This is a genomic window from Croceibacterium selenioxidans (genome assembly GCF_018599195.1).
Taxonomy (GTDB): Bacteria; Pseudomonadota; Alphaproteobacteria; order Sphingomonadales; family Sphingomonadaceae; genus Croceibacterium_A; species Croceibacterium_A selenioxidans.
Genome location: NZ_JAHFVK010000001.1, coordinates 866000 through 889509 on the forward strand (window position 1 = coordinate 866000; position 23510 = coordinate 889509).

The 23510-nt window shown below is 58.4% G+C and carries 20 protein-coding genes; 15 read left to right on the forward strand and 5 right to left on the reverse strand.

Annotation, left to right across the window (positions count from 1 at the left end):
• Positions 1–33 precede the first annotated feature (33 nt).
• Positions 34–1215: an RsmB/NOP family class I SAM-dependent RNA methyltransferase gene (locus KK137_RS04290; RefSeq protein ID WP_214534786.1), complete on the forward strand. Its 1182-nt coding sequence runs from the start codon at positions 34–36 to the stop codon at positions 1213–1215.
• Positions 1216–1274: 59 nt separating this feature from the next.
• Entirely contained in the window at positions 1275–1778 is a 504-nt protein-coding gene (locus KK137_RS04295; protein WP_214534787.1) for a tetratricopeptide repeat protein, read from the forward strand.
• Here KK137_RS04295 and KK137_RS04300 read toward each other — a convergent pair whose 3' ends face one another.
• A complete protein-coding gene (locus tag KK137_RS04300; protein ID WP_214534788.1) occupies positions 1779–2261 on the reverse strand; it encodes an RNA pyrophosphohydrolase in 483 nt (160 codons plus the stop codon).
• A gap of 151 nt (positions 2262–2412) precedes the next feature.
• Between KK137_RS04300 and KK137_RS04305 the strand changes: the two genes are divergently transcribed.
• The 5 genes from KK137_RS04305 to KK137_RS04325 all read left to right on the forward strand — a co-directional run bounded on the left by KK137_RS04305 (position 2413) and on the right by KK137_RS04325 (position 8423).
• Positions 2413–4407: a 2-oxoacid:acceptor oxidoreductase subunit alpha gene (locus KK137_RS04305; protein WP_214534789.1), complete on the forward strand. Its 1995-nt coding sequence runs from the start codon at positions 2413–2415 to the stop codon at positions 4405–4407.
• The gene (locus KK137_RS04310) at positions 4407–5441 is read left to right on the forward strand and encodes a 2-oxoacid:ferredoxin oxidoreductase subunit beta (RefSeq protein ID WP_214534790.1); all 1035 of its coding nucleotides are present in this window, start codon (positions 4407–4409) and stop codon (positions 5439–5441) included. Before KK137_RS04305 ends, KK137_RS04310 begins: the two co-directional genes overlap by 1 nt.
• A 16-nt stretch (positions 5442–5457) precedes the next feature.
• Positions 5458–5868 (forward strand): GxxExxY protein, encoded by a 411-nt coding sequence (locus KK137_RS04315; protein WP_338027970.1) that lies wholly within the window; start codon positions 5458–5460, stop codon positions 5866–5868.
• Positions 5869–6149: 281 nt separating this feature from the next.
• Positions 6150–7133 carry a metal-dependent hydrolase gene (locus KK137_RS04320; protein ID WP_214534791.1) on the forward strand — a complete coding sequence of 328 codons (984 nt, stop codon included), beginning with the start codon at positions 6150–6152 and terminating at the stop codon, positions 7131–7133.
• Between the two features lie 54 nt (positions 7134–7187).
• Entirely contained in the window at positions 7188–8423 is a 1236-nt protein-coding gene (locus tag KK137_RS04325) for an SAM-dependent methyltransferase (protein WP_214534792.1), read from the forward strand.
• Positions 8424–8426: 3 nt separating this feature from the next.
• Here KK137_RS04325 and KK137_RS04330 read toward each other — a convergent pair whose 3' ends face one another.
• Both KK137_RS04330 and KK137_RS16550 read right to left on the reverse strand, forming a co-directional pair.
• Positions 8427–8771, reverse strand: a complete 345-nt coding sequence (locus KK137_RS04330; RefSeq protein ID WP_214534793.1) for a PilZ domain-containing protein — start codon at positions 8769–8771, stop codon at positions 8427–8429.
• Positions 8772–9059: 288 nt separating this feature from the next.
• Positions 9060–10265: an O-antigen ligase family protein gene (locus tag KK137_RS16550; protein WP_214534794.1), complete on the reverse strand. Its 1206-nt coding sequence runs from the start codon at positions 10263–10265 to the stop codon at positions 9060–9062.
• A 236-nt stretch (positions 10266–10501) separates the two neighbouring features.
• Here KK137_RS16550 and KK137_RS04340 point away from each other — a divergent pair, with 236 nt between their 5' ends.
• Positions 10502–10999, forward strand: coding sequence for a hypothetical protein (locus KK137_RS04340; protein WP_214534795.1), 498 nt, complete (start codon positions 10502–10504; stop codon positions 10997–10999).
• A 389-nt stretch (positions 11000–11388) separates the two neighbouring features.
• Entirely contained in the window at positions 11389–12099 is a 711-nt protein-coding gene (locus tag KK137_RS04345) for a class I SAM-dependent methyltransferase (protein ID WP_214534796.1), read from the forward strand.
• Between the two features lie 131 nt (positions 12100–12230).
• Here the strand turns inward: KK137_RS04345 and KK137_RS04350 are convergent, their stop codons facing one another.
• Positions 12231–14144: a hypothetical protein gene (locus tag KK137_RS04350; protein WP_214534797.1), complete on the reverse strand. Its 1914-nt coding sequence runs from the start codon at positions 14142–14144 to the stop codon at positions 12231–12233.
• A gap of 129 nt (positions 14145–14273) precedes the next feature.
• On the opposite strand from KK137_RS04350, the gene KK137_RS04355 reads away from it, so the two are divergent.
• From KK137_RS04355 to KK137_RS04370, 4 genes are read left to right on the forward strand one after another with little or no spacing between them, the layout of a single operon-like run.
• Entirely contained in the window at positions 14274–15065 is a 792-nt protein-coding gene (locus KK137_RS04355) for a polysaccharide biosynthesis/export family protein (RefSeq protein WP_250893715.1), read from the forward strand.
• 18 nt (positions 15066–15083) lie between these two features.
• Entirely contained in the window at positions 15084–17285 is a 2202-nt protein-coding gene (locus KK137_RS04360; RefSeq protein WP_214534798.1) for a GumC family protein, read from the forward strand.
• Positions 17285–18547 carry a hypothetical protein gene (locus tag KK137_RS04365; RefSeq protein ID WP_214534799.1) on the forward strand — a complete coding sequence of 421 codons (1263 nt, stop codon included), beginning with the start codon at positions 17285–17287 and terminating at the stop codon, positions 18545–18547. The genes KK137_RS04360 and KK137_RS04365 overlap by 1 nt, the downstream gene beginning before the upstream one ends.
• Positions 18548–18566: 19 nt before the next feature.
• Complete coding sequence (locus KK137_RS04370) at positions 18567–18986, forward strand: hypothetical protein (RefSeq protein ID WP_214534800.1); 420 nt, start codon at positions 18567–18569, stop codon at positions 18984–18986.
• A 2-nt stretch (positions 18987–18988) separates the two neighbouring features.
• Here the strand turns inward: KK137_RS04370 and KK137_RS04375 are convergent, their stop codons facing one another.
• Positions 18989–20329: a sugar transferase gene (locus tag KK137_RS04375; RefSeq protein WP_214534801.1), complete on the reverse strand. Its 1341-nt coding sequence runs from the start codon at positions 20327–20329 to the stop codon at positions 18989–18991.
• A 702-nt stretch (positions 20330–21031) separates the two neighbouring features.
• On the opposite strand from KK137_RS04375, the gene KK137_RS04380 reads away from it, so the two are divergent.
• Together KK137_RS04380 and KK137_RS04385 are read left to right on the forward strand one after the other, a co-directional pair.
• On the forward strand, positions 21032–22078 hold the full coding sequence (locus KK137_RS04380) for an NAD-dependent epimerase/dehydratase family protein (RefSeq protein WP_250893578.1): 1047 nt from the start codon (positions 21032–21034) through the stop codon (positions 22076–22078).
• Between the two features lie 120 nt (positions 22079–22198).
• Complete coding sequence (locus tag KK137_RS04385; RefSeq protein WP_214534804.1) at positions 22199–23491, forward strand: oligosaccharide flippase family protein; 1293 nt, start codon at positions 22199–22201, stop codon at positions 23489–23491.
• The last annotated feature ends 19 nt before the right edge of the window (positions 23492–23510 follow it).

Consider the following 23510-nt stretch of genomic DNA (forward strand, 5'->3'; position numbering starts at 1 on the left):
CCCCCGACCCCTCCCGCAAGCGGGAGGGAAGGTATGACACCCGCCGCACGAGTTCAGGCGGCGATCGGGCTGCTGGACCAGATCATCGCCGCGGCGCGAGCCAAAGGCGCACCCGCCGATCGCATCCTGGCGGATTGGTTCCGTTCCAGCCGCTTCGCCGGCTCCAAGGACCGGCGTGCCATCCGTGAACTGGTCTATGGAGCGATCCGTGCCTGCGGGCCGATACCGCAATCCGGACGGGCAGCGATGCTGACCCTCGCCGAGGATGACCCGGCGCTGCTGCTGCAATTTGATGGGTCAGGCTATGGCCCAGCTCCTGTAGAGGAGGGGGAGCTTGTGGCCGAGCGCGGGATTGCGCCCGGCTGGCTCACTGCGCGGCTGGAGGCCTCGGACATTTCCGGCGTTGAGGCACAGGCCCTGCTTGGCCGTGCGCCGTTGGATATCCGGGTCAATGCGCTCAAGGCCGACCGGGCTTCGCTCGAGCTGCCCGAGCAAGGCGAAAATCTGCCGACCTCGCAGGGCTTGCGGCTGCCGTTCGGAACCCAGGTCGAACAGTGGCCGGAATATCGCGATGGCTTGATCGAAGTGCAGGATTGCGGAAGTCAGCTCGCGTGCGAGGCTGTCGCCGCCCGACCGGGCGAGACCGTGATCGACCTGTGCGCCGGCGCCGGTGGCAAGACGCTGGCCCTGGCCGCGGCGATGCGTGGCGAGGGTGCCCTTATCGCGGCGGACGTCGACCGAGGCCGCCTGTCGCGGCTCGGACCTCGTGCAGAGCGGGCGAGTGCCATGGTCAGCCATACGGTCCTGCTCAACCCGGGCCGCGAAGCGGAAATGCTGGCGGATTGGCAAGGCAAGGCAGACGCGGTCCTGATCGATGCGCCTTGTTCTGGAACCGGCACGTGGCGGCGAAATCCCGAAGCACGCTGGCGGCTCGATGAAAGCTCACTGGCTCGTCTGGTGACGCTGCAGCGCCAGATTCTCGGGGTTGCCGCCGGCCTTGTGCGGCCCGGCGGACGGCTGATTTACGTCACCTGCTCGCTATTGGACGAGGAAGGGGCGGGCCAGGTGGAAACATTCCTTGGCACGCATGGAGAATGGAATGCCGATCCACTCTCGTTATCACTGGGCAGATCGCGGGGGCCGGGAACTCGGCTCACGCCGCACCAGGACGGGACGGACGGATTTTTCATCGCACGTCTAGGAAAGAGGTGTTAGCTATTGCGTTTATGGCTGACGGACCCTCTCCTCGCCGACCTGCGCTCAAGGAGTTTGTGATGCGCTATACCCCTGTCGCTGCTGCCCTCTCTCTACTGGTCATGGTTACGGCCAGCGTGAGTTACGGGGCCGGGCGAGAGGCGGACCCTCGTGCCGCCGCGCTGATTGCCGAAGGCCGCAGCGAACTGGCATCGGGCCAGGTGCAGTCGGCGATCGACAGTTTCGAAGCCGCCCTCGCGGTCGACCCGGGTTATACGCCGATATACCTCGAACTCGCCGAAGCGGCCCGCAAGGACGGACTGCAAGGCAAGGCCATCCATTACTACCGCGAAGCGCTGAAGCGTGAGCCGGAAAATCTCGCCGCGATCTCGGGCGAGGGCGAAGCGCTGCTGGAAAAGGGCGCTGTCGAGAAGGCCCGCCGCAATCTCGCCCAACTGGAATCGATGTGTGGGGGAGATTGCAACGAAACCCGCGAACTCGCCGCCGCCATCCAGCGTGGCCCGCAGCCGCAGGTTCTCACGGCTGAGGCGGTGACGCCCGAGACCGTGGTCACCAAGAACTAGTCAGATATTCTCCCGAAAGCCCGCGACGATCTTGGCGTAGACCTCGCGTTTGAACGGCACGATCAGCTCGGGAAGCAGTTCGGGGTCGACCCATTTCCATTCGCAGAATTCGGGGTGCTTGTCGGCATTCAGGTCGATGTCGCTGTCGGCGCCGGTGAAGCGAACCAAGTACCAGGTCTGCCGTTGACCCTTGTACTTTCCTCCCCAAAGCTTGCCCTGCAGCTCTTCCGGCAGGTCGTAGAACAGTTCTTCGGGGAGGCGCCCGGCGATCTCGACATGGCGCTTCTTGACGCCGATCTCTTCGCCCAGCTCGCGCAGCATGGCAGCGTCGAGGTCCTCGCCCTCGTCGACGCCGCCTTGCGGCATTTGCCACCAATCGCCTTCGCGGTTGTCGATGCGCTTGCCGACGAAGGCCAGGCCTTCGGCGTTAACAAGCATAACGCCCACACAGGGGCGGTACTTTTGGGGTTCTGCTGCGTTCATGTTGCAGGGGATAGGGAAGGACAGTGGGTAATTCCATCCGCGCCGTTGATCGCGCGACAGAAAAACTTGATTGCGGGCATGCGGGCAGGAACCTAGGTCGCAGCCCCATATTGGCAGGATAGCAGCGCTGACTGCACAACAGGATTTGACCATGGCAACCCAGGCGGCCGAACGACCGGCCCAAACCCCGCTCGAGACGGGGACACCCGAAGCAGTCGTCGTCCGTTTCGCGGGCGATAGCGGCGATGGCATGCAGCTGACCGGAGGACAGTTCACCCTGTCCACCGCGCTTGCAGGCAATGACCTCGCCACGTTCCCGGATTTCCCGGCGGAAATCCGCGCGCCCCAGGGCACGCTGTTCGGTGTCTCCGCGTTCCAGATCAACTTCGGCTCGACCCAGATCGAAACCGCCGGTGACGCGCCCGATGTGCTCGTGGCAATGAACCCGGCGGCGCTCAAGGTGAACCTCGCCGCCCTCAAGCCCGGCGGTTTGATCATTGCCGACACGGGCGAATTCAACAAGCGCAACCTCGAAAAGGCGAAGTACGAGACGAACCCGCTCGAGGACGGCAGCCTCGCGAAGTGGGACTTGCTGGCTTTCGACATCAGCGCGCTGACGATCGAGGCGGTGAAGCCCTTCGGTCTCGGCAACAAGGACGCGCTGCGGTCCAAGAACATGTGGACCCTCGGCCTGGCGCTGTGGATGTTCGACCGCGACCGCCAGCCCATCGTCGATTGGCTCAAGGGCAAGTTCAAGGGCAAGCCCGAGATCGCCGACGCGAACATTGCCGCGCTCAATGCCGGTCACGCCTATGGCGAGACGGCGGAGCTTTCCGGGCCGCTCAAGAAGCTGACCATCGCTCCGGTTGAAAGCGAACCTGGACTTTACCGCACGATCACCGGCGCGGAAGCTGTGAGCCTGGGCCTCGTTGCCGGCGCTCAGCTGGCCGAGCTTCCGATGTTCTTCGGCGGCTATCCGATCACCCCGGCGTCGGCGATCCTGCACTATCTGGCGCGGATGAAGGAATTTGGCGTCACCACCTTCCAGGCTGAAGACGAAATTGCCGCGGTCTGCGCGGCGATCGGCGCGTCCTATGCCGGCCAGCTTGGCGTCACCAGCTCCTCGGGCCCGGGTATCGCGCTCAAGGGCGAGGCGATGGGCCTGGCGATCATGACCGAGCTACCGCTCGTCATCGTCAACAGCCAACGCGGTGGCCCTTCGACGGGCCTGCCGACCAAGACCGAACAGAGCGACCTTTACCAGGCCGTCTATGGGCGTAATGGCGACGCTCCGATGCCGGTGATTGCCTCGCGCAGTCCGGCTGACGCCTTCGAGGTTGCGATCGAAGCCTGCCGCATCGCGGTGCAGTACATGACCCCGGTCATGCTGCTGACCGACGGCTACATCGCCAATGCCGCCGAACCCTGGAAGGTGCCGGATCCGGCCAGCTACACGCCGTTCCCGGCCAAGTTCCTCGAAGAGAAGAACGCCAAGGACGCCGATGGGACTGAGCGCCTGCTGCCTTACAAGCGCGACGAGAAGGGCGCGCGTCCCTGGATCAAGCCGGGCACGCCGGGCCTGATGCACCGTATCGGCGGTATCGAAAAGCACGTCGATACCGGCAACATCGACTATTCGCCGGCCAACCACCAGGCGATGACCGATGCGCGCAAGGCCAAGATCGACAACATCGTCGTGCCTGATCAGGACGTGGCGCTGGGTGACACGACCGGCCGCCTCGCCGTGGTCGGCTGGGGCAGCACGTTCGGCCCGATCCACCAGGCCGTGCGCCGCGCGCGCAAAAACGGCCTGTCGGTCAGTCACGTTCACGTCCGCCACGTATGGCCGCTGCCGCAGAACCTCGGCGAGCTGCTCAGCGGTTTCGACCAGGTGCTGGTGCCGGAAATGAACACCGGCCAGTTCAAGACCGTGCTGCGCGATCAGCTGTTCATCGATGCGAAGAGCCTGACCAAGACCAGCGGCCAGCCTTTCTCCATTGCCGAACTCGAAGCGGCGATCGGCAAGTTCTTCAACGGCACGCCGAATGATGAAGGTGGCGAAGTTCTGCCTAATGCCGGTCAGCTTCCAGAGCCGGACTCCGGCTATGACGATGGCTCGCGCAAGCGCCCGAAGGGGGTGAACTGATGAACGACATGACCCCCATCCAGACCACGCTCAAGGACTGGGAAAGCGACCAGGAAGTTCGCTGGTGCCCAGGTTGCGGCGACTACGCGATCCTTAAGGCGGTGCAGCGCACGCTGCCGCAGATCGGCGCCGATCCGAAGAACACGGTGTTCGTCAGCGGCATCGGCTGCTCAAGCCGCTTCCCGTACTACATGGAAACCTACGGCTTCCACACGATCCACGGCCGCGCACCGGCGTTCGCGACGGGTATCAAGCTCGCCAACCCAGACCTCGATGTGTGGATGGTGACGGGTGACGGCGACGGCCTGTCGATCGGCGGCAACCACCTGATGCACCTGCTGCGGCGAAACGTGAACCTGCAGGTCATGCTGTTCAACAACGAGATTTACGGGCTCACCAAGGGTCAGTACTCGCCGACCAGCCGCATCGGCACGACTACGCCTTCGACCCCGATGGGCTCGGTCGATCGTCCGGCCAATCCTTGCGCCTTTGCGCTGGGTTCGGGTGCGCGCTTCGTGGCTCGCGGCTTCGACGTGTCGAAGAACCTGCCTGACGTGCTGATAGCCGCGCATCGCCACCAGGGTGCGGCGTTCATCGAGATCTTCCAGAACTGCATCGTCTACAACAAGGACGTGTTCAACGACTTCGCCGCTCCCAAGGGGGCGGAAGATCGCCAGCTCTGGCTGACCGATGGCGAGCCGATGCTCTATGCCGGCGGCACCAAGGGTATCAAGCTCGACCTCGATACGCTTTCGCTGCAGGTCGTCGACGTGGTCGATGGCGATTGGCAGAGCGCCGGCGTGATCGTGCACAACGTGAAGAACCGGGCCATCGCCCACATGCTGGTCGAACTGCCGTTCGGCCCATTCCCGATGGCGCTTGGCGTCCTTTACGACGATCCGCGCCCGACTTTCGAGAGCGCGGTGATCGAACAGAACGCCAAGGCCAGCGAAGGCCGCGAGGCCAACCTCGCCAAGCTCCTGGCCAAGGGCCAGACCTGGACGGTGGCGCCGTCGGCGGCAGATCCGGTTTAGGACATCACATGAAGACATGAAGATGTTGCACCCGGACGATCTCGAGCGTGTAGCTCGGACCGTGGTCGATTGCGGGTACCATCTTCATCGTGACCTTGGGCCGGGCCTGTTGGAGAGCGCCTATGAAGCGCTGATGGCCGAAGGCCTTAGACAGTCCGGCCTAGATGTCGCGCGGCAGGTGCCCGTGACCATGTCGTACAAGGGCGTTGTCGTAGACAACGCTTTCAAGATTGATCTTCTGGTCGAGAACTCGCTGGTCGTTGAACTCAAGTCCATTGAGCGGCTAGCGCCAGTTCACGGTAAGCAGATTTTGACTTACCTTCGATTGATGCGATTGCCGCTCGGCCTCCTGATCAACTTCGGTCAGGCCACCTTCAAAGATGGCCTTCGCCGCATCGCCAACGATTACTATGGACGGATCGGATAGCCCTACATCTTCGTGTCTTCGTGTGAGATTCACGGAGCCACCGCCATTAGAAAGTCCCTCACTCTAAATCACTTTCCTACATCGCCCCGACCTGCTCTTGTACTCGGGCAGGGCGTCGCCGATGCCCGTTCACATCGGTGTGAGGGGAGAGAAAACGCGGTGAGCGGAAGGTTACACACGGGCCTGCTGGAGCGCGCCGCAAACCCGCGGGTTTCTGCGAAAAAATCCCCAAGGTTACACTTTTTCAAACCCCCGAATTGCGTCACCCCTAAGGGGCACAGATGGACAATCTGACGCATACCTTGGCCGGCTGGGCGCTTGGGCAGACGGGGCTCAAGCACAAGACCCGCAAAGGCCTGGCGGCGCTGATCCTGGGCGCCAACATGCCCGACATCGACGTGTTCTTCGGTTGGGTTCCGTGGGCGCCGCTCGCCACGCACCGGGGCTTCACTCATGGTTTGGTTGGCGGCGTGCTGCTCATGCCTCCGATCCTGGCAGGCCTGCTATGGCTGCTCGATCGATGGCAGGTGAGGCGCGGAACCTCGTTCATCAGCGGACTGGAGATGCGTTTCGGATGGCTGCTCGCCCTGAGCTATCTAGGCGCTCTGACACACCCGCTGCTCGACTGGCAGAACGCTTATGCGATCCAGTTGCTCTCGCCGTTCAACAACCGATGGTACCACACCGACGGACTGTTCATCATCGACCTGTGGATCTTGCTGACGCTTGGCGGCGCGATCGCGCTGTCGATCTACCGCGAGAACAGGGAGCGGGATACCTGGCGCCGCCCTCCCATCGTGGCCCTCTCCGTTGTGGCCCTGTACATCCTGGCAAACGCCGGCATCAGCGTGGCCGCCAAGCGAGCGCTGACGTCGAATCCCCCTTACCCGCAGGCCGACGTGGTCGTCGCCAGTCCGCCGCCTGTGCTCTTCTGGCAGCGAGACCTGGTCTGGAGGGAAGCGGGCAAGATCTCGCGCGGGACATACGATCCGACGCGCTCCCTCACGCGGCTTCAGGGTATCACCGCGTCGGTTGAGGATGGAATGGACCATCCTCTCGCGCGACGGGCTCTTACAGCGACGCCCGAGGTCATCCGTTTTATGCGCTGGTCGATCCTGCCGATGGCTCGGATTCAGATCGAGGGCTGCCAGGCCCGCGTCGACTACAACGACGCACGGTTCTCCGATGGCCTGGCGCGCAATCGGTTCTGGATTTCCGCGGTCATTCCCACGGAAGATCCGGGCTGCGGGGCGACCGGCCCATGATTTGGATTGCAACTCGCTTGAACCGTGAGGACCAACGTTCCATAAAGTCATGACATGAAGGGGGAGAGCGCACAGCGCGGTAGCTTGCTGCTCGATGCGGGGCAGCGGTTCGGCTTTTCGCCGGGTTTTTTCGCGCGACTTTTTGCTCCGGGCCTTGGCAAGTTGCTCAACCTCATCGACCGGGGAATCGAGCATGGTGTCATTCGTGCGCGCCTGCCTGATGGTGACACACGCACTCTCGGGGGCCGCAATCCCGGCTTCGAGGGCGATGTCCACATCCGCGATTGGCGTGCCCTGCTGCGCTTTGCGATCAGCGGGTCGGTGGGTTGGTACCAGGCTTGGGAAACGGGGGAGTGGTCTAGCCCCGATCCGGTGTCGCTATTCGCGGCGTTCATGTCCAACTCCGATGGGCTCGGCGATATTGGCCGTGCCAAGGGGCCGTGGCGCCTAGGGGTTAGGGCGCTCCATTGGCTCAACCGCAACACTCGCGCGCAGGCCGAGAAGAACATCCACGCTCACTACGACCTCGGCAACGACTTCTACGAAGCCTGGCTCGATCCCACCATGAGCTATTCGAGCGGCTATCGCTTCAAGCGTGATGGGCTCGAAGCGAGCCAGAAGCGAAAGTGGGACAGGCTTGCCGAGCGCCTGGGGGAGCCGCGGACTCTGCTTGAAATCGGATGCGGGTGGGGCGCGCTGGCAAATCACTTCGCACAACGCGGCAGCGAGGTCACGGCGATCAGCCTGTCGGATGCGCAGCTGGCCTGGGCCCGTGGCCGCTATCCGGATGTGGCGTTTCTGAAGCAGGATTATCGGGACACCAACGGTCAGTTCGACGGCATCGTCAGCGTCGAGATGGTCGAGGCTCTAGGCCGGGAATATTGGCCCGCGTTCATGGATTGCGTCGCCCGCAATCTCAGGCCGGGTGGGCGAGCGGCGATCCAGTACATCGCGATGCGCGACGAACTGTTCGAAGCCTATGCCGGCAACGCCGATTTCATCCAGGCCTACATTTTCCCTGGCGGGCTACTTATCAAGGCCAGCGAGTTCCGCCGCCTGGCCGCAGAGCGTGGGCTTGCCTGGGAAGATCAGGAAGACTTCGGGTTCGACTATGCCGAGACCCTCAAGGCCTGGCGCGCAAACTTTGACGCGGCCGAAGCGCAGGACGATCTTCCCGCGGGCTTTGACCGCCGGTTTTGCGACCTCTGGCGCTTCTACTTGATGTACTGCGAGGGCGGGTTCCGCAGCGGCGCGATCACCGTCAGCCAGGTCACCCTGGTCAAAACCTGAGGATCAGGCGCTGGGATTGCCCTCGCGATAACGGGTGAGGATGTTGTCGTGCACGATCGGGCTTAGGAGGTTCGTGAAGGCGCAACCGCACAGGTTGTTTTCCCACCAAACCACTTCCGCTTGCAGGGACTCCAGACCCGGCAGCGTCAGCCAGCACACCGAGCCTGGGTGCATCCGGGTGATTGCCGTGGCGGAAAAGCCCGACAGTGAAAGGTCGTTGACCACCGTCTGAACGGCGCGTGCTCCCGATGCGCGCAACTGCGCAGGGATAGCGATCTTGGTACGAACCGCCGAGCGATCTTCCTGGGCGGCAATGTGATAGCGCCCGAGTGTGTTTTGGAGGCTCATCGGTGCTGATTCCTCGCTGCTCGATTCCGGCACAACCGGAGGACATGCTTTGCGCACCATGGGCCGGCCTGGTTAGCAATCGATTTAAGGGTTTGGTTAAGCAGGGCGAGAGAATGTCTTAGAATCCGTCGGTGACGATCTGGCCCTTGCAGAATATCAGGCGCGATCCCTTCGCAAGCGCATAGCCACTACGTGATTACCCATTTGGCCGGCGCTATCTTCGCACCCGTACAGGATGGGTTTTGGGGGAATAGCAGCGCACAAACGGAAAACTACTCGTTCCCGAAGCTAACCTTCCTTCGGCGAGGCATCGGCGACGCTGCTCTCGGGTGGCCGGTTGTAGGCTGCCGCACCTTGGCTCTGATACCGATTTAGCCAAATCGCCGCGATCACGACCACTGCCATGATCATTGGCGTGCGCGCAGGATAGTCCGTAGCGCTGGCGATGAAGATGAGAAGTAGCACCGCGGATCCCAAACGTGGTAATTGACACTTTGAACTATCCAAACGCCAAGCGCCCGTGCCTTTCCACAACCACCACCCAATAGCGATGATCAACAAAACCAGCCCAGCCAGTCCCGCGTCGAGAACGATTTCGATCCAGTCATTGTGAACATGGTTGAAATAGACGACGTTCAGGAGTTCATCGGGCTCATTTATCCGAAATACCGGGTCGAACGTGCCAAGACCTGATCCGAATGGGAGATAATACTGTGTCATTGCCCAAACAGTCGGGAGGGCCTGACGGCGCAAATCGTCGCTGACATCAAGGGCGACAACGCGATTGAACGACGCTGCCCGGCCAAGCGTAATGCTTAGAATGACAGTCGCGGCGAGAAGCGCAATCACAACAGCCACTAGCGCGATTGCATAAGGCCTCCGCAGCTTGCGCAATTCCGAGACCACCTTGCGCCGGACGTTAAGCAATCCCAATCCGATGCCCAAAACACCAACGAGCATGCCGGTCCGTGAACCAGTCGCCAGGATAATCAACGCGAACAGGAGCAACAAGGCAATCGCCACCGGCCCTTTCCAGCGAATTTGATTCCCTTCCCCAAAGCCCCAGACGGGTGCGAGTAAGCAGCCGATCGCGGCAAAAAGAGCGAAGTGATTGCGGTTGGCAAAAGACGCGCTGACGGAGCCCGCAATATCGTTGACGAAGGGGTGATTGAAATGCCCGCCTGAGAATTGCAGCAGGCCGAGAAACGTTGAGGCAACAACTAGGCCGAGCAGAACGGAAACGACGCGCCAATGATCATCCGGCTTGAGAAGCGCCATTAGTAATAGTGTAGTAATCGGCACAACCATCGCCGATAGCGCATTGACGGTGGCGCCCGGTGACATTGACAGAGGTCGCCAGGGCTGTTCCTGACCGATAACCAATGCTGCCTGTTCCAACAAGTCGCGGCCCGGAAGGGCGGTCCAGATCTGAGGGGGCAACGGTATCAATTGCAGGAGAGGGAGCGCGGCTGCGGCAAACACGAAGAATGCCACTGGCGCGACAGGACGAAGCTGTGGTGGGCGAGCCCAAAGTACCAAAAACACCAAGATAGCCCAGGCTGCTCCCCTCGTGATTACCTGACCGATGGCGTCTGCTCGCGATGCCCCGCCGCTGATCCATAGGATAACCAGCCACGTGACCATCAAGATGAACGGCAGATCTGGGCGAATTCGTCGTGTCGAATGGTGATGTCTGGGCATTGCACTTCATCGTCTAGACAAGTCCGAACTTGGAGGAAACCACCAATGGCTCTAAAGCGCGGAACATGGTGAAAAGAGATCTCAAATTCGTATTCTCTGTGGCGTTAGCGCTGACGACGCTTGCGGCATGCTCCCCCGCTGAGAATTCAATCGCGGCTCCTGAAAGGAAGGTGCGCGAATTCAGCGAAGAGGACAAGAGATTGGCAAGGGCACTATCGGTAGGTCAAGCGCAGGCGGTCACGGAAGCCGATAGTCCCTATGCACGGGCTCTGCTGTGCGCGAACGGCATGGATGCGCTCGCAGAGCGGCTTCAGGACTTCCAGGGATTGGCCGAGCAACAACAACTGGCAATCGAGCAGGCGCGAACGTACTTCAGTGAGGAACTGAATGAAGCGGGCGCGGGCGAGGGCAAGTCAGCAAGCGATATCAAGAGTGATCTGGAAAAGACGGCGCTAGCCAATGTTGATGCCGCCGAAAACGCGAGGACTGCTATGGCATGCCTTCAAAGATTGCAGCAGGCAGGCTGAAATGGCTTTAGGCCACGCTAGACGGGCTCACCCTTCGAGCAACCACGACGACTTGACGATCGTCGCGGTGAACCGCTTGGTCGCCTACCCGCTTAGGTCAAGCGGGCTTGAATGCTGACCTGCAGCATAGCCGGGATCTCCGACGAAGCGGGTTCAGATGGTGCAGTTCAGGCTGGGCTCGAGCCGGGGAAAAGATCCGTTGCTGACACAAGCATAGCTCGACAAGCTATGGGAGTTGGGCGAGAGGGTGGTGTGATTTGCAATCTCGTTTCGGCGTCGACCGATCGCGAGAGTGCCCAGCGGGAAGCTGTCGAATGGGGGGCACGTTGACTTTTCTAGCTACGTTTGTGCGGTCAAATGTTAGAATTTCGCGAGCCATTGACTCGCTGTTGCCTGAGACTCTTCGTCGAGACGGCAATCGGACCTTTCTCGACGAGTACGCGCCATCCGCAATTGAACACGGTGCGACGATATATGACGTAGGTGGCGGGTCACAGCCTTTCGTTTCTCTGGAGGCCAAGCAGCGCTTCAACCTTACAGTCGTTGGTCTTGATGTCAGTTCCGAAGAGTTGGCCAAGGCACCAGAAGGGATTTACGATCGCGCAATCACGGCAGATCTTTGCAAATTTGTTGGAGCAGGCGACGCGGATATCGTCATTTGCCAAGCTACGCTTGAGCATGTGCCTGATGTTGCGGGTGCGATAAGGGCGATCGCCTCGATCCTCGCGCCAGGCGGGAAAGCATTTCTATTTGCACCGTCACGGAATGCCTTGTTCGCGCGTCTGAATCTGTTGCTGCCACAAGGTTTGAAGACAAAGTTATTGTTTAGCCTCTTCCCGAGTACCGACGACGGGCACAATGGCTTTCCTGCTTACTATGACAATTGCACGCCACGTGACATTGAACGTTTGGTTCAGGACAACGGGCTGGTGGTGAAGGATCGCGCACTTTTTTGGATGAGCGCATATTTTATGGCTTTCGTCCCCGCCTACTTGATCTGGCGGCTAGCTCAAGGCGTTTCCTATGGTATTCGTCGCGGCAACGCTGCTGAGACGTTTATCTACGTGTTGGAAAAGCCGGAAATGAACGGGCGCAGCTAGTAAGTTGCTTTCCGCGCCCGCGGATGTGCGAATTCCCATCACAAGTTCTTTATGTCGGCATTGGTTGGTGAGGCGGATATGTCGATTATCAGGTAGACGGTCTGGGTGGTTCTGCACATTGACGGCCGTTGTTACGATCCCACCGACCATGTTCCGATCTGATCGATAACTTCATAGCGATTTGGAGCAGTTTTGCGGATACGCAGCCGCGAGCCATCGGTAACGGAATAGACATAGAAACCGGTGGCGGTACTATCGAACGGCACCAACACCGGTCCGGGGCCAAACGTAACTCGTCCTTGTCCCGCGCCTACGCCGGTAACGACGAACTCGAACTCCCAACCGATCGGCTGGTTGTTATTAACCATGTAGGTGCGGTTCGCGGAGACGGCCGGGATGTAATACCGCGAGAAGTAACCAATTCCGGTGACGCTCTCGTTGGCATCCGAGAATTTGTGTGCAACCGTTCCGAACTGGTCACGCTGCACGATGCTGGATTGCGTCAGGCCGGCATTCGGGAAAATCCCCTTTTCGGCGGGAGCCTCGACGGGGTCGATATGTCGAATGGCAGTAGCCGGCTCCGGTGAGTTCATGCGTTCATCGCTTATATTTAACAGATACGGCGTAGTCCCACTGTTAAGCACGTAGCGCGGACGGTTGATCTCGATGTTCCCAAGGCCGGTTGTGCCGCTACTGCGGGCTTCGGCATAGATCGAGATGGCCGAGTGATACTTGTTCGAGTTTCCGTTAGTTCTGTTCCAGTCGATCAGCAGCGGGTCATCAATAACCACTTTGGGACCGGTGGACTGATAATTAGGAGCGGCGATGGCTGATGCCACATTGTTGGCAACGCTTGGGTTGAGAAACCGGATACGCCCGGGAATACCCGCCGCTCCTGCGAAACCTAGCTGGATGCCGACTGTGGACCCATCGTCCTTCAGCCCCTCGACAGTGATATCCACGGGGTGCGATGTGCCGTTCATCGCGGAGAGGAAAATCAAGAAGCCAGCACCGCTATTTCCGGAGGTGCGGACATTCTGGAAGCGAACGGCTTCAAGATACTCATAGTTGTAGTTCGGTTCTATATCGACACCGCTCTGCGGGAGAAGCCCTCCCGTGCCGGAGAAGGAACTCTCCCGGCAGATCATGTTCCGCGCCGAAATCAAGGAGAGGCCCTGCCGCGCGTTATTTAGTCCGCGGACATTGTCGAGCATTATATCCTGCGAATAGGACCGACTGGCCGAGGACCCTACATAGAAACCATCGCCCCAGCATTCTTCCGCGATCAAGTCGCGAACGACTACATTGACCCCACCTCTGATGCCACAACCCAGTCCATTGCCAACCTGCCCGCCGGTGTCGGTGTGATCATTTCTATCTCCGATGAGCCTTGCGCCGCAACCCTCAATCAGGATGTCGGTGGTGTCGAGAACATTGAGAATGCAATATCTGTCACTGCTGTTTGGGATCGCTCGGAGCCGCGCCTCGGGATGGAAGACCCACCTTGAACCAGAAGGTACGCCTAGCCCGCGAACGGCGCCGGCGGGCGTCACAACGTCAAACGTGAGGTCTATAGGTCCCCATTCGATAACCTTGCCCCCTTGCGCTGCCTCGGCCACGAAATCGAGCAACGCGAGCCGTTGGTCGGAGCTGCTAGAAAAAATCCCCCGCATGGCCGGGCGCATCGTGGCGCTGAGGATGTTGAGGCGAGTGCTTACCGTGTCATTCTCAAATCCAACGATGGAGCTACCGTCAGCCTGCCGGAGAGCCGTAGCTGTGACCTCTTCATAGAGCTTCTCCGATCCGGTAGCGGAACGGCGATAGACGACTGCCCGACCCGCAACGCTGTCCACCAGCTGGAAGAGCTGACCGTTGACGGTCGAGGCCTCTGCTTCTGCGAGATCCAGATCGATAAAGATGCGTTTGATCTCTTTGACATCCACGTTTCCATCGCGAGACGTCTGCGCGTTCGCAAGGTAAGGGGTAACCGCAGCTCCCATCATTCCATTCAAGGCAGTGCGTCTCGATACATGGTCGTTTTTCATGGCAGTGGTTTCGCCATGGCCAAGCGCTCGCGCAAGGAAAGATTTGGGTCGGGTCGCTAACCAGCCTCTCGCAGGTGCCCGTCCGTCTTCTTCCGTCTGGCCGAGGCATGGCACGAATCGGTGGAACTGATGGCTGTAAGGCTTTACCTGATCGTGCATGCCAACTATGGACCCCCACTTGTTCTCGGAAGCGAGCCGCCTTTGTTCAGTATGCACAAGCATTTATGCGCCCTCTTGCCTGCCTTGCTTCTCACCGCCTGCGTGTCCAAGCTGGAGTTGGAGCCGAGTTCGCGGTTGACCTTGGTTGAAGGGGCGACGGTTCTCCCCTCGCCATTTCGAGCAGACCTTGCCGCGCCTGATCGAATTTCGCTAATTGGCCCGCTTGATACACTCGGGGTAACCGTTTTTGGCGTCGAGGAACTCAGTGGCCAAATGCAGGTTGATGCCAGCGGCCGGATTGCTATGCCGCTGATCGGCACCGTCGATGCTGGCGGCAAAACTGCAAGCGAACTTGCGAACGACATAGAGCGGGCGTTGGATGGCCGATTTGTTCGCAATCCAAACGTAACGGTGAATATTCTCAGTTCGGTAAGTCAAGTGGTCACGATTGACGGGGCCGTTGTGGAGCCGGGCTTATATCCCGTTACGAACCAGATGACGTTGCTGCGGGCCGTGGCTTCCGCCAAAGGGCTGGGGGAGTTCGCGGATCAGCAAGACGTGGTGATCTTGCGTACGGTTGAGGGTCGAAAGATGGCGGGGCTCTATAATATTGCTGCCATCAGGCGTGGGCTATATGATGATCCTCAAATTTACGCGAACGATGTGATCGTGGTTGGCGATTCTCCTCAGCGGCGGTTGTTCCGGGATTTTGTGTCGCTGGCCCCTCTCCTCGCTGCGCCCCTTGTTGCGCTTATTCAGTGATTTAGTCGGTTGACCACCATGAACATGATTGCGTCCAAATTGAATTCGGCAGACATCCCCCAAGTTCAGGAGCCTCGAGTTCTTGAGTCTGGCGAAGCGGATGCGCCTTCAGCCTTGCATACTTATCTCAGGATTGCTCTTCGCTGGCGTTGGGTGATCATCGGCGCCACTGTAATCTGTCTGATGCTGGGACTGATTGTAACGCTGCTGATGACGCCCAAGTATACTGCTGCTGCGACGATTGAAATCGCGCGGGAGGCGGAGCAAGTTACGAAGTTTGAAGGCGTTGAACGTGAGGTTGGGGCTGCGGATCAGGAGTTTTATCAGACGCAGTACGGGCTTTTGGCGTCGCGAACGTTGGCTGAGCGCGTCGCCAATGCGTTGAATTTGGTTGATGACCAGGAGTTTTTCGAGATGTTCGGGGCTCCGGATGACCCTGCATTCGAACTCGAGAATGGTCGTTACCCCGCTTCGGGGCGTGCCAAGCGGCAAAGAGTGGCCGGAGAGACTTTGCTCGATAATCTGAGCATTGACGAAACTCGACTGTCTCGTCTCGTGGATATCAGGTTTACGAGCCCCAACCCTGACTTATCCAAGCGTGTTGCCAACGCCTGGGCTGAGAACTTTATCCAGACAAACCTCGAGCGAAAGGTCCAAAGTACTGCTTACGGACGGGAGCAGCTTCAGCGCCAGTTGGCAGAGTACAAGGACAGACTCGATGCATCTCAGCGCCAATTGGTTACATATGCTTCAACCGAGGAAATCATAAATCTCCCCGGTCAGACTCAAGGTGCGCCGGAACGAGCGATAATCGTCGACAATTTGGCCGCGTTCAATACGGCGCTGTCAGAGGCGGAAGCGGATCGGATCGAGGCAGAAGCTCGGTTTCGACTTGCCGCCAAGCGCGGCGCGACAACAGAGGCGTTGTCCAACCCTGCCATTAATGAACTTCGCGCGCGCCGTGCCGAGATGGCGGCTGAATATCAGCGCATGATGGTGAGGTTCGAGCCGGGATATCCGGCAGCTGCAGCGATTCAATCGCAGATCGATGATCTTGATCGTTCCATTGAACGAGAGGAGCGGCGGGTGACCGACGTGCTTGATGCGAGCTATCGTCAAGCTATTCAGCGACGGAATGAGCTACAAGCAAAAGTGGAAGGGCTTAAGCAAGATTATCTCGATCTGCGTCGGCGTTCTATTCAATACAATATTTTTGAGCAAGAAGTCGATACCAATCAGGCGCTCTATGATGGTCTCCTTCAACGCTTCAAGGAGATAGGTGTCGCTGGCGGCATCGGTGTTAACAATGTCTCAGTGGTGGACTTTGCGCTGACCCCGCAGGTTCCGTCTAGCCCGAGGTTGTTGATCAATCTAATGATCTCCCTTCTGGCTGGCCTCATGATCGGAGCTGCCTTGGCCTTTGCTCTAGAGCAACTTGATGAGGCGATTGCAGATCCGACCGAGGTGGAGCGCAGGCTCGGACTGCCGTTGCTCGGCTCAGTACCTAGAACGATGGATGAGACCCCCAAGGAGGCCTTGCTCGATCGAAAGTCTGAACTGTTTGATGCGTATCTCGCCGTCTACACCAGCCTTGGCTTCACCACCGAGCATGGCGTTCCGCGTTCATTTGCGGTAACATCCACTCGTCCCGCAGAAGGCAAATCGACGACAGCACTGGCGTTAGCCACCACGCTGGCTAGGGCGGGCAAAAAGGTGATTTTGGTCGATGGCGATATGCGCTCGCCTTCGGTTCATCATCTTGGCGGTGTCGACCACGATCGCGGCTTGAGCAATTTCCTTGCCGGTGACGACAACATCGACAATCTCACCTTTGTCATGAACGATCTGGCCATAACTGCTATGTCCGCTGGTCCGATTCCACCCAACGCCGCGGAGCTGCTGACTGGTAACCGGCTTTCAGTCTTGGTTGAGCGACTGTGTGAGCTTTACGATCATGTAATCATCGACTCGCCGCCCGTCATGGGCTTGGCCGACGCACCGCTCATTGCGAGCCGTGTTGAAGGCGCCATCTACGCGGTCGAGTCGCACGGCATTCGCTCCAGCCAAGTCAAGACAGCATTGAACCGACTTGCCAGTGCGAACGTACGCGTGTTCGGCTGCGTTCTTACCAAGTTCGAAGCACGAAAGTCCTATTATGGTTACGGCTACGAATATGGTTACGCTTACGGGCGAGAAGAAAAGGAAGCGGAGGCAGCTTGATGCCAAGCGACCGCGCCGAAATTGGCCGGCACGGTTCTGAATCCCGCCGCGTCAAGCGATCCACTAGCGAATGGATCGTTCGCGGTGTGTTGACGCTTGGCGTCGCCTCGATCGCGTACGTCAGTGTTGCCGGTACCTTGGCAAATGTAATTGTGGAGGTCGACGCGAACGCCGCTGATGCACTTGCTATAGTTGATGGACGGATAATGGCGGCATCTGCGGCGCAGAAGTTCGCGGCATCTCCCAACTCGTCCTCCACTTCAGCGCAAGCAAAGTTGGCACGCAAGGCGTTGCTTCGCGATCCGACTGCAGTCGACGCTCTGAGCGTGCTGGCCTTCCAGGCGCAAATGAGATCGGACGAGAAGCTGACCGATCGGCTTTTTAGCTACTCAGTTGCCTTGTCGAGGCGAGAATTTGGTCCGCAAATGTGGCGGATCGAGAAGGATGTGTCACTGGGTGACGTCGATGGTGCGCTCCGTAACTACGATCTTGCGTTACGTACCTCGGACAAGGCTCGTCAAATGCTGTTTCCAGTATTGGCTTCATCTACGGTCGAGCCGGAGATTCGCGAACGCCTCATCAGAATGCTGGAGAGAAAGCCGGCCTGGGATCAGGCTTTCATACACTTTTCGGCAAACAGCGGTTCTGATCCAACTGCTGTCGCTCAGCTATTCCGGGAGAGTGAGGGCAAGGGGCTTCCAGTTGAGATGGCGGATCAAGCCCGGCTGGTGACCCGCCTTGTCACCCGGGGCCTGATGGATGAAGCTTGGGATTATTATCAGACGTTCCGGTCCGCTGTTGCGCGCAATCACTCGCGGGATCCGGAATTCAATTCCGGTGTCGAGAATCCGACTCCCTTTGATTGGAACATCGGAACTATGCCGGGCCTATCTGCGGCGATCCTCCGTCAAGGCAGCGACGGTTTTCTCGACTTTGCCCTACCGCCAAGTACGCGAGCGACCGTAGTCAAACAGACTCAGCTGTTACCTCCAGGCGACTATCGTTTGGAGGGTCGCATTGAAGGCGTGGATCAACCGGAGCGTTCGCGGCCGTATTGGGTGTTGTCTTGCCTAGACGGTACTGAACTGGTTCGGGTAGATCTGCCAGGTTCCAGTCAAGTTGGTGCGACGTTTTCTGGTCGGTTTTCAGTGCCGGCAGATTGTGCGGTTCAGTCTCTGTCGCTGGTCGCTCGCGCTTCGGACGAGATCGAGGGAGTTACGGGGCGGGTGGAAAACGTGCAGATCGTACCAGTCGGCGGATAAGGACTAGGAGGTGGCGATAATGGGATTTTTCCGTGTTGTGGCGCCTGCTCATGTAAGCATCAGCAGCTTAGGCTCCTTGTTGCTCATCGTTTCCCCTGCATTCGCTCAGGAGGCGCAGAGCGTGCTTCCAGGCGCGGATCTGGCAGGTAACCAAACCGAAGGGCTGCAGGACATTGGGCGAACTGCGGAGACTGGGACAGGAGAAGTGGGGCAGCGCCTGAAACGAGAGGACCTGGCCCTGAATACAGCACCTTTGGCCCGTATCGAGAATCGCATTCAGAATCGGGTTGAAAATAGGCTGGAGTCCAGGGTGGAAAGCAAGGGCTTTAGTGTTGCTGACACGACCTCATCGTTCAAAGCAGCAACGGCTCGATCTCGTAATGCTCCGCTATCGAGCGAAGCCACAGCGGTGGTCAACGAAGACGATGTATCCCCCTGAATCTATCGGGACCCTCTTCGCGAGAACATTATCTCTATTGTCTTCAATGCAATTAGAAAGTCCATGGAGGGAGACAGGTTCTTTATATAGTAGAAGTCGTACTGAGTTTTGTGAAATACGTCTTCGATGCTTGTCACGTGTCCTTGATTGATTTGAGCCCATCCGGTTATGCCTGGTCTGACAACGTGACGATACTCATAGAAATCCAGCCGCTCGCCGTACCACTCCGATAATGCCTGGGCCTCGGGGCGAGGGCCAATGAGACTCATCTCTCCTTTTAACACGTTGATCAACTGAGGCAGTTCATCCAGCCTCGTTTCCCGCAGGAAGCGCCCTAGAGCAGTTATGCGCGGATCGGCCGCGAGCGTAATCTGACTTTCACGATCGTCGTTGTCGCACTTGCTCTGCTTCATCGTGCGGAACTTGAATACGATGAATGGCTCCCCCCGGTATCCCACACGACTATGCTTGAAGATCGCTGGGCCAGCCGACGTAAAGCGGATCAACCCTGCAATCGCCAGCATCGGCAAGCATAAGGCAACCAACGCAAGTGTGGACACAATCAGGTCGATTGCGCGCTTGAGTGCAAGATATCCGAGTGATGGGACAAGGCTGCCGAAGTGATTTTCCGACAAATGATCGAAACGCACCTTGCCAGTAAGGGACTCATGGGCTTGCTTGACGTGGTAGACCGGCAGCCCTCGAAGCACTGCTCGCGCGATTTCTCGTTCCCAGTCCGAAGCCAGGTCTTCGCGGAGGTCAACTATGACGGCGCCGGTTGTCAGCCCGGCCAGAACTCGTGGGCTTTCCATGATGTGAAAAGGCAATTGCGGCAGATCATTCATTAACTCGCGGGTCTGATCGTTCAAAACGATATGAAGACCGCCGTTGGGGCCCGGACGCGCCAAGCTGTTGAACGCCCAGAGGATAGCCAATGCGCCTGCATAGCCGACGCCTATCATCAGAACGCTGTAGGGAACTCGAAACGCAAAGGCTGCGAATATCAATACTCCGTAACTCGCCGTGATTGTCGGGAGGATAAATCCCAGCTTTCGCGTTCCGGGTACCCGCTGAACTGCGCGAAAGGACAGTGCGCCTGCTACGTTTGCGATCTGAGTCGCGAGAAGTGACACCCAGACCGGCGCAATGAGGTCGAACGCTCCCATCCGAGCGTAAAGCGTCATGAACTGCAGCAAAAGCACACCGACAACGAGGGTGGGCAACTGGACGCGGAAACGATGTAGCCAATGGTGCCCGCTGAGCGTGGATTCCGCAGCATGCTGAGAAAGCGGAATGGCGCCTCTTGCTGGGAAGTCGGCATTAGATGTCGGAATATACGTCATTATGCTATCCTTGAGTCCCTCTATAGAAGCAGGGAAGGATCAATCAATCACTCTCGCTTCGGGTTGCCAGCGGCCGACATAGCGATCTGGATTTCCACGCTCTGCCAGGCTCCTGAAAAGGTGCCATCGCGCATGCCTTGCCTGAATTGAACTAGGTTAAAAAAATTCTAATGATTGACGTTGCGCATGGGGATCATGGACCGCTTTGCCTAGATCTGGCGGACCATCTTTCTGCGCATTTCAATCAGAAAGCTGGCCGTGAGAGGAGTTGGGCAGTCCAAACTTTTCGCCGCCCGCAGCGACAATGGCTTGAGTTGCTGAGGGAACATTGCCTTGCAAATCAAGACTAGGTGAGGTTTGCAGTCTCTACCACCGAGAGTGGGCCAGATATCTCGCGGAAGAGGTTCATCCTGTGCTTGATTGCGAGGCATATCGCGACGATGGGCGGTGAAGGGCACATCAATGCCTGCTCATTGCTCTGACCTAGCGACGAGCCGTCGCTCAGACTTCTATCAAATGAAGAGAGCGGAGAACGACTCTGTCGCCAGTTGCATCTGACGCCCTACCGGATAATGCGTGGTGGCATCACTCGCCCCCGGGAAGTCGGAAGGCCCCATGAATGAACGGAAATGCGAAGCATGCTGATCGTCGCTGACAACGTGGATTCGAATCTGAGCGCGGATTTCGCAGGAGCGTGCGAACTTGCCTGATCGAGCCTTGTCGGAGGGTAGCTTTCCGCGCCGGGTCCTTGTCACGGGCAGCGCGGGCTTCATTGGGTTCCATCTTGCGAAGTTGCTCGTGGCAGAAGGTCTCCGCGTTCACGGGTTTGATGGCATGACAGACTATTATGACGTCGCGCTAAAGCGCCGTCGTCATTCCATTCTGCTGCAAAATCCCAAGTTTACCATGACCGAAGGAATGCTCGAAGATCGCGAGGTATTCGATCGCATGGTCGATGAATTCGTTCCCGATGTGATCGTGCATCTCGCGGCGCAGGCTGGAGTACGCTACAGCATCGAAAACCCGCGTGCCTACATCGACGCCAATGTAGTGGGTTCGTTCAATGTGATGGAGGCGGCGCGGCGCCTGGATGTGCGGCATCTCCTGATGGCTTCGACTTCTTCTGTATATGGGGCCAACGATGACATGCCCTTTACCGAATTGGAGAAGGCCGACACGCAGTTGACGATCTATGCTGCGACCAAGAAGGCGACTGAAAGCATGGGGCACGCCTATGCGCATCTGTGGGGCCTACCCACCACGATGTTTCGCTTTTTCACGGTCTACGGCCCTTGGGGACGGCCCGACATGGCCCTGTACAAGTTCGTCGATGCGATCCTCGCCGACCGTCCCATTGACATCTACAATCGAGGCGAGATGTATCGCGACTTCACCTACGTCGACGATCTTGTCCGGGGAATTCGCGGCTTGATGGATGCCGTTCCCATGCGACCGAGCCATCCCGAAGAAATATTGCAGGGAGACAGCCTTTCCCCGGTTGCGCCATTCCGAATTGTGAACATCGGTAACTCCAACAAAGTCCGGCTGCTCGATTTTATCGAGGAGATCGAGCGCTGCCTTGGGAAGAGCGCGATCCGGAATTATATGGAGATGCAGAAGGGTGACGTGCCTGCAACGTGGGCCAACGCCGAACTGCTTCAGCGTTTGACGGGATACCATCCGCAGACCGATTTCCGTGACGGCATTTCGAAGTTCGTCGCGTGGTTTCGTGACTATTACGAAAAATGATGTGTATTTATTCATGACTGTTGAATTCAGAATTGCGCTGGCGGTGAATTGTTTTTGCCGTATCGGTCCGGCGTCTTTGTCTTCTCGGCGAATTGCAGTGTCGTTTGCGGATCGGCGTCCATGCGTCGTTTGCTGACTTCCCCGCTCTTTCGTAGTGTTTTTGCGGTCGCGAGCGGAACAGCCGCCGCGCAGGCAGTGGCTTTCGCCTTTTCGCCACTTATAACGCGGATTTACGGCCCAGAGGCGTTTGGTCTTCAGGCAGTATTTCTGTCCTTGATCAGCATTCTTGGTCCGGCGATTTCGCTACGGTATCCTATGGCTATCATCGTTGCCGATGACGAGACCGATGCCCAGTACCTGGGACGGCTTTCATTGATGATTGCCTTTGTCTTGTCCTGCCTGGTGGGGCTTGCCCTATGGATTGCCCGCGGAGCGATTTTGGCTTTGCTCGGTGCGGAGGCGCTCGGATCGCTCATATGGTTCCTCCCTCTGGCACTGTTCTTCACGGCCTGCCAGGACGTATCCGAATATCGAACCGCCAGATTGAACAACTTCCGGGTATTCGGCGTCGTCACGGTGGTTCAAGCTTGCTTGACGAACCTCGCCAGGGTCCTAGGTGGCCTCGCTGCTCCAGTCGCGGGTATCCTTGTGGCGGTTACCTCGATCGCACCGTCGGTGCAGGTAGCGCTGCTGTCGTTCGGTATTCGCAGCAGAAGGATCGCCAAACCGCCTCTCGGATTGCATCGCGCGCGGGGGCTACTGCGTAAGCATCGAGATTTTCCGATTTATCGGGTTCCCACAGACGTCCTAAACGCGGCTTCTCAATCGGTACCCGTAATTCTTTTGACGACACTTTTCTCACCCGTGGCGGCGGGATTGTACTCATTGACCCGAAGTGTGCTGGGCTTACCTCTGCATCTTATTGGCATGTCGACTGGCAACGTTCTTTATGCTCGTTTTGCTGAACTGGATAGAGATGGGAAAGCATTGACTCCGCTATTGCTCAAAACAACAGCTCATTTGCTTATTGTTTTTCCGATAATTGCGTTAATAGCTTGGTTTGCACCTCCGGCTTTTGCCTTAATGTTTGGTGAGGAGTGGCGCGAAGCTGGGTATTATGCCCAGTGGATGTCGCTTTGGGTTGGATTTTCTATTTCAAATATACCTTCGATTAGGCTGGCTCCTGTCATCAAGGCGCAGAATCTGTTATTGATAATGAACATCGCTATCTTGGTGATACGGGTGCTGGCTATGGTCGGGACCTATTGGTCAGGTGGCGGTGAAATGGCCGCTATAGCTGCGTTTTCGCTGGTCAGTCTTTTTGCAAACGCTGGACTCATACTGGCGATAATAATCGTAGCTCAGCATCACGATACTGCCGCCGGACGGTTGAAGCCTGCAAGCGTGAAGTAGTAAATGTCTGTGTGCAAAG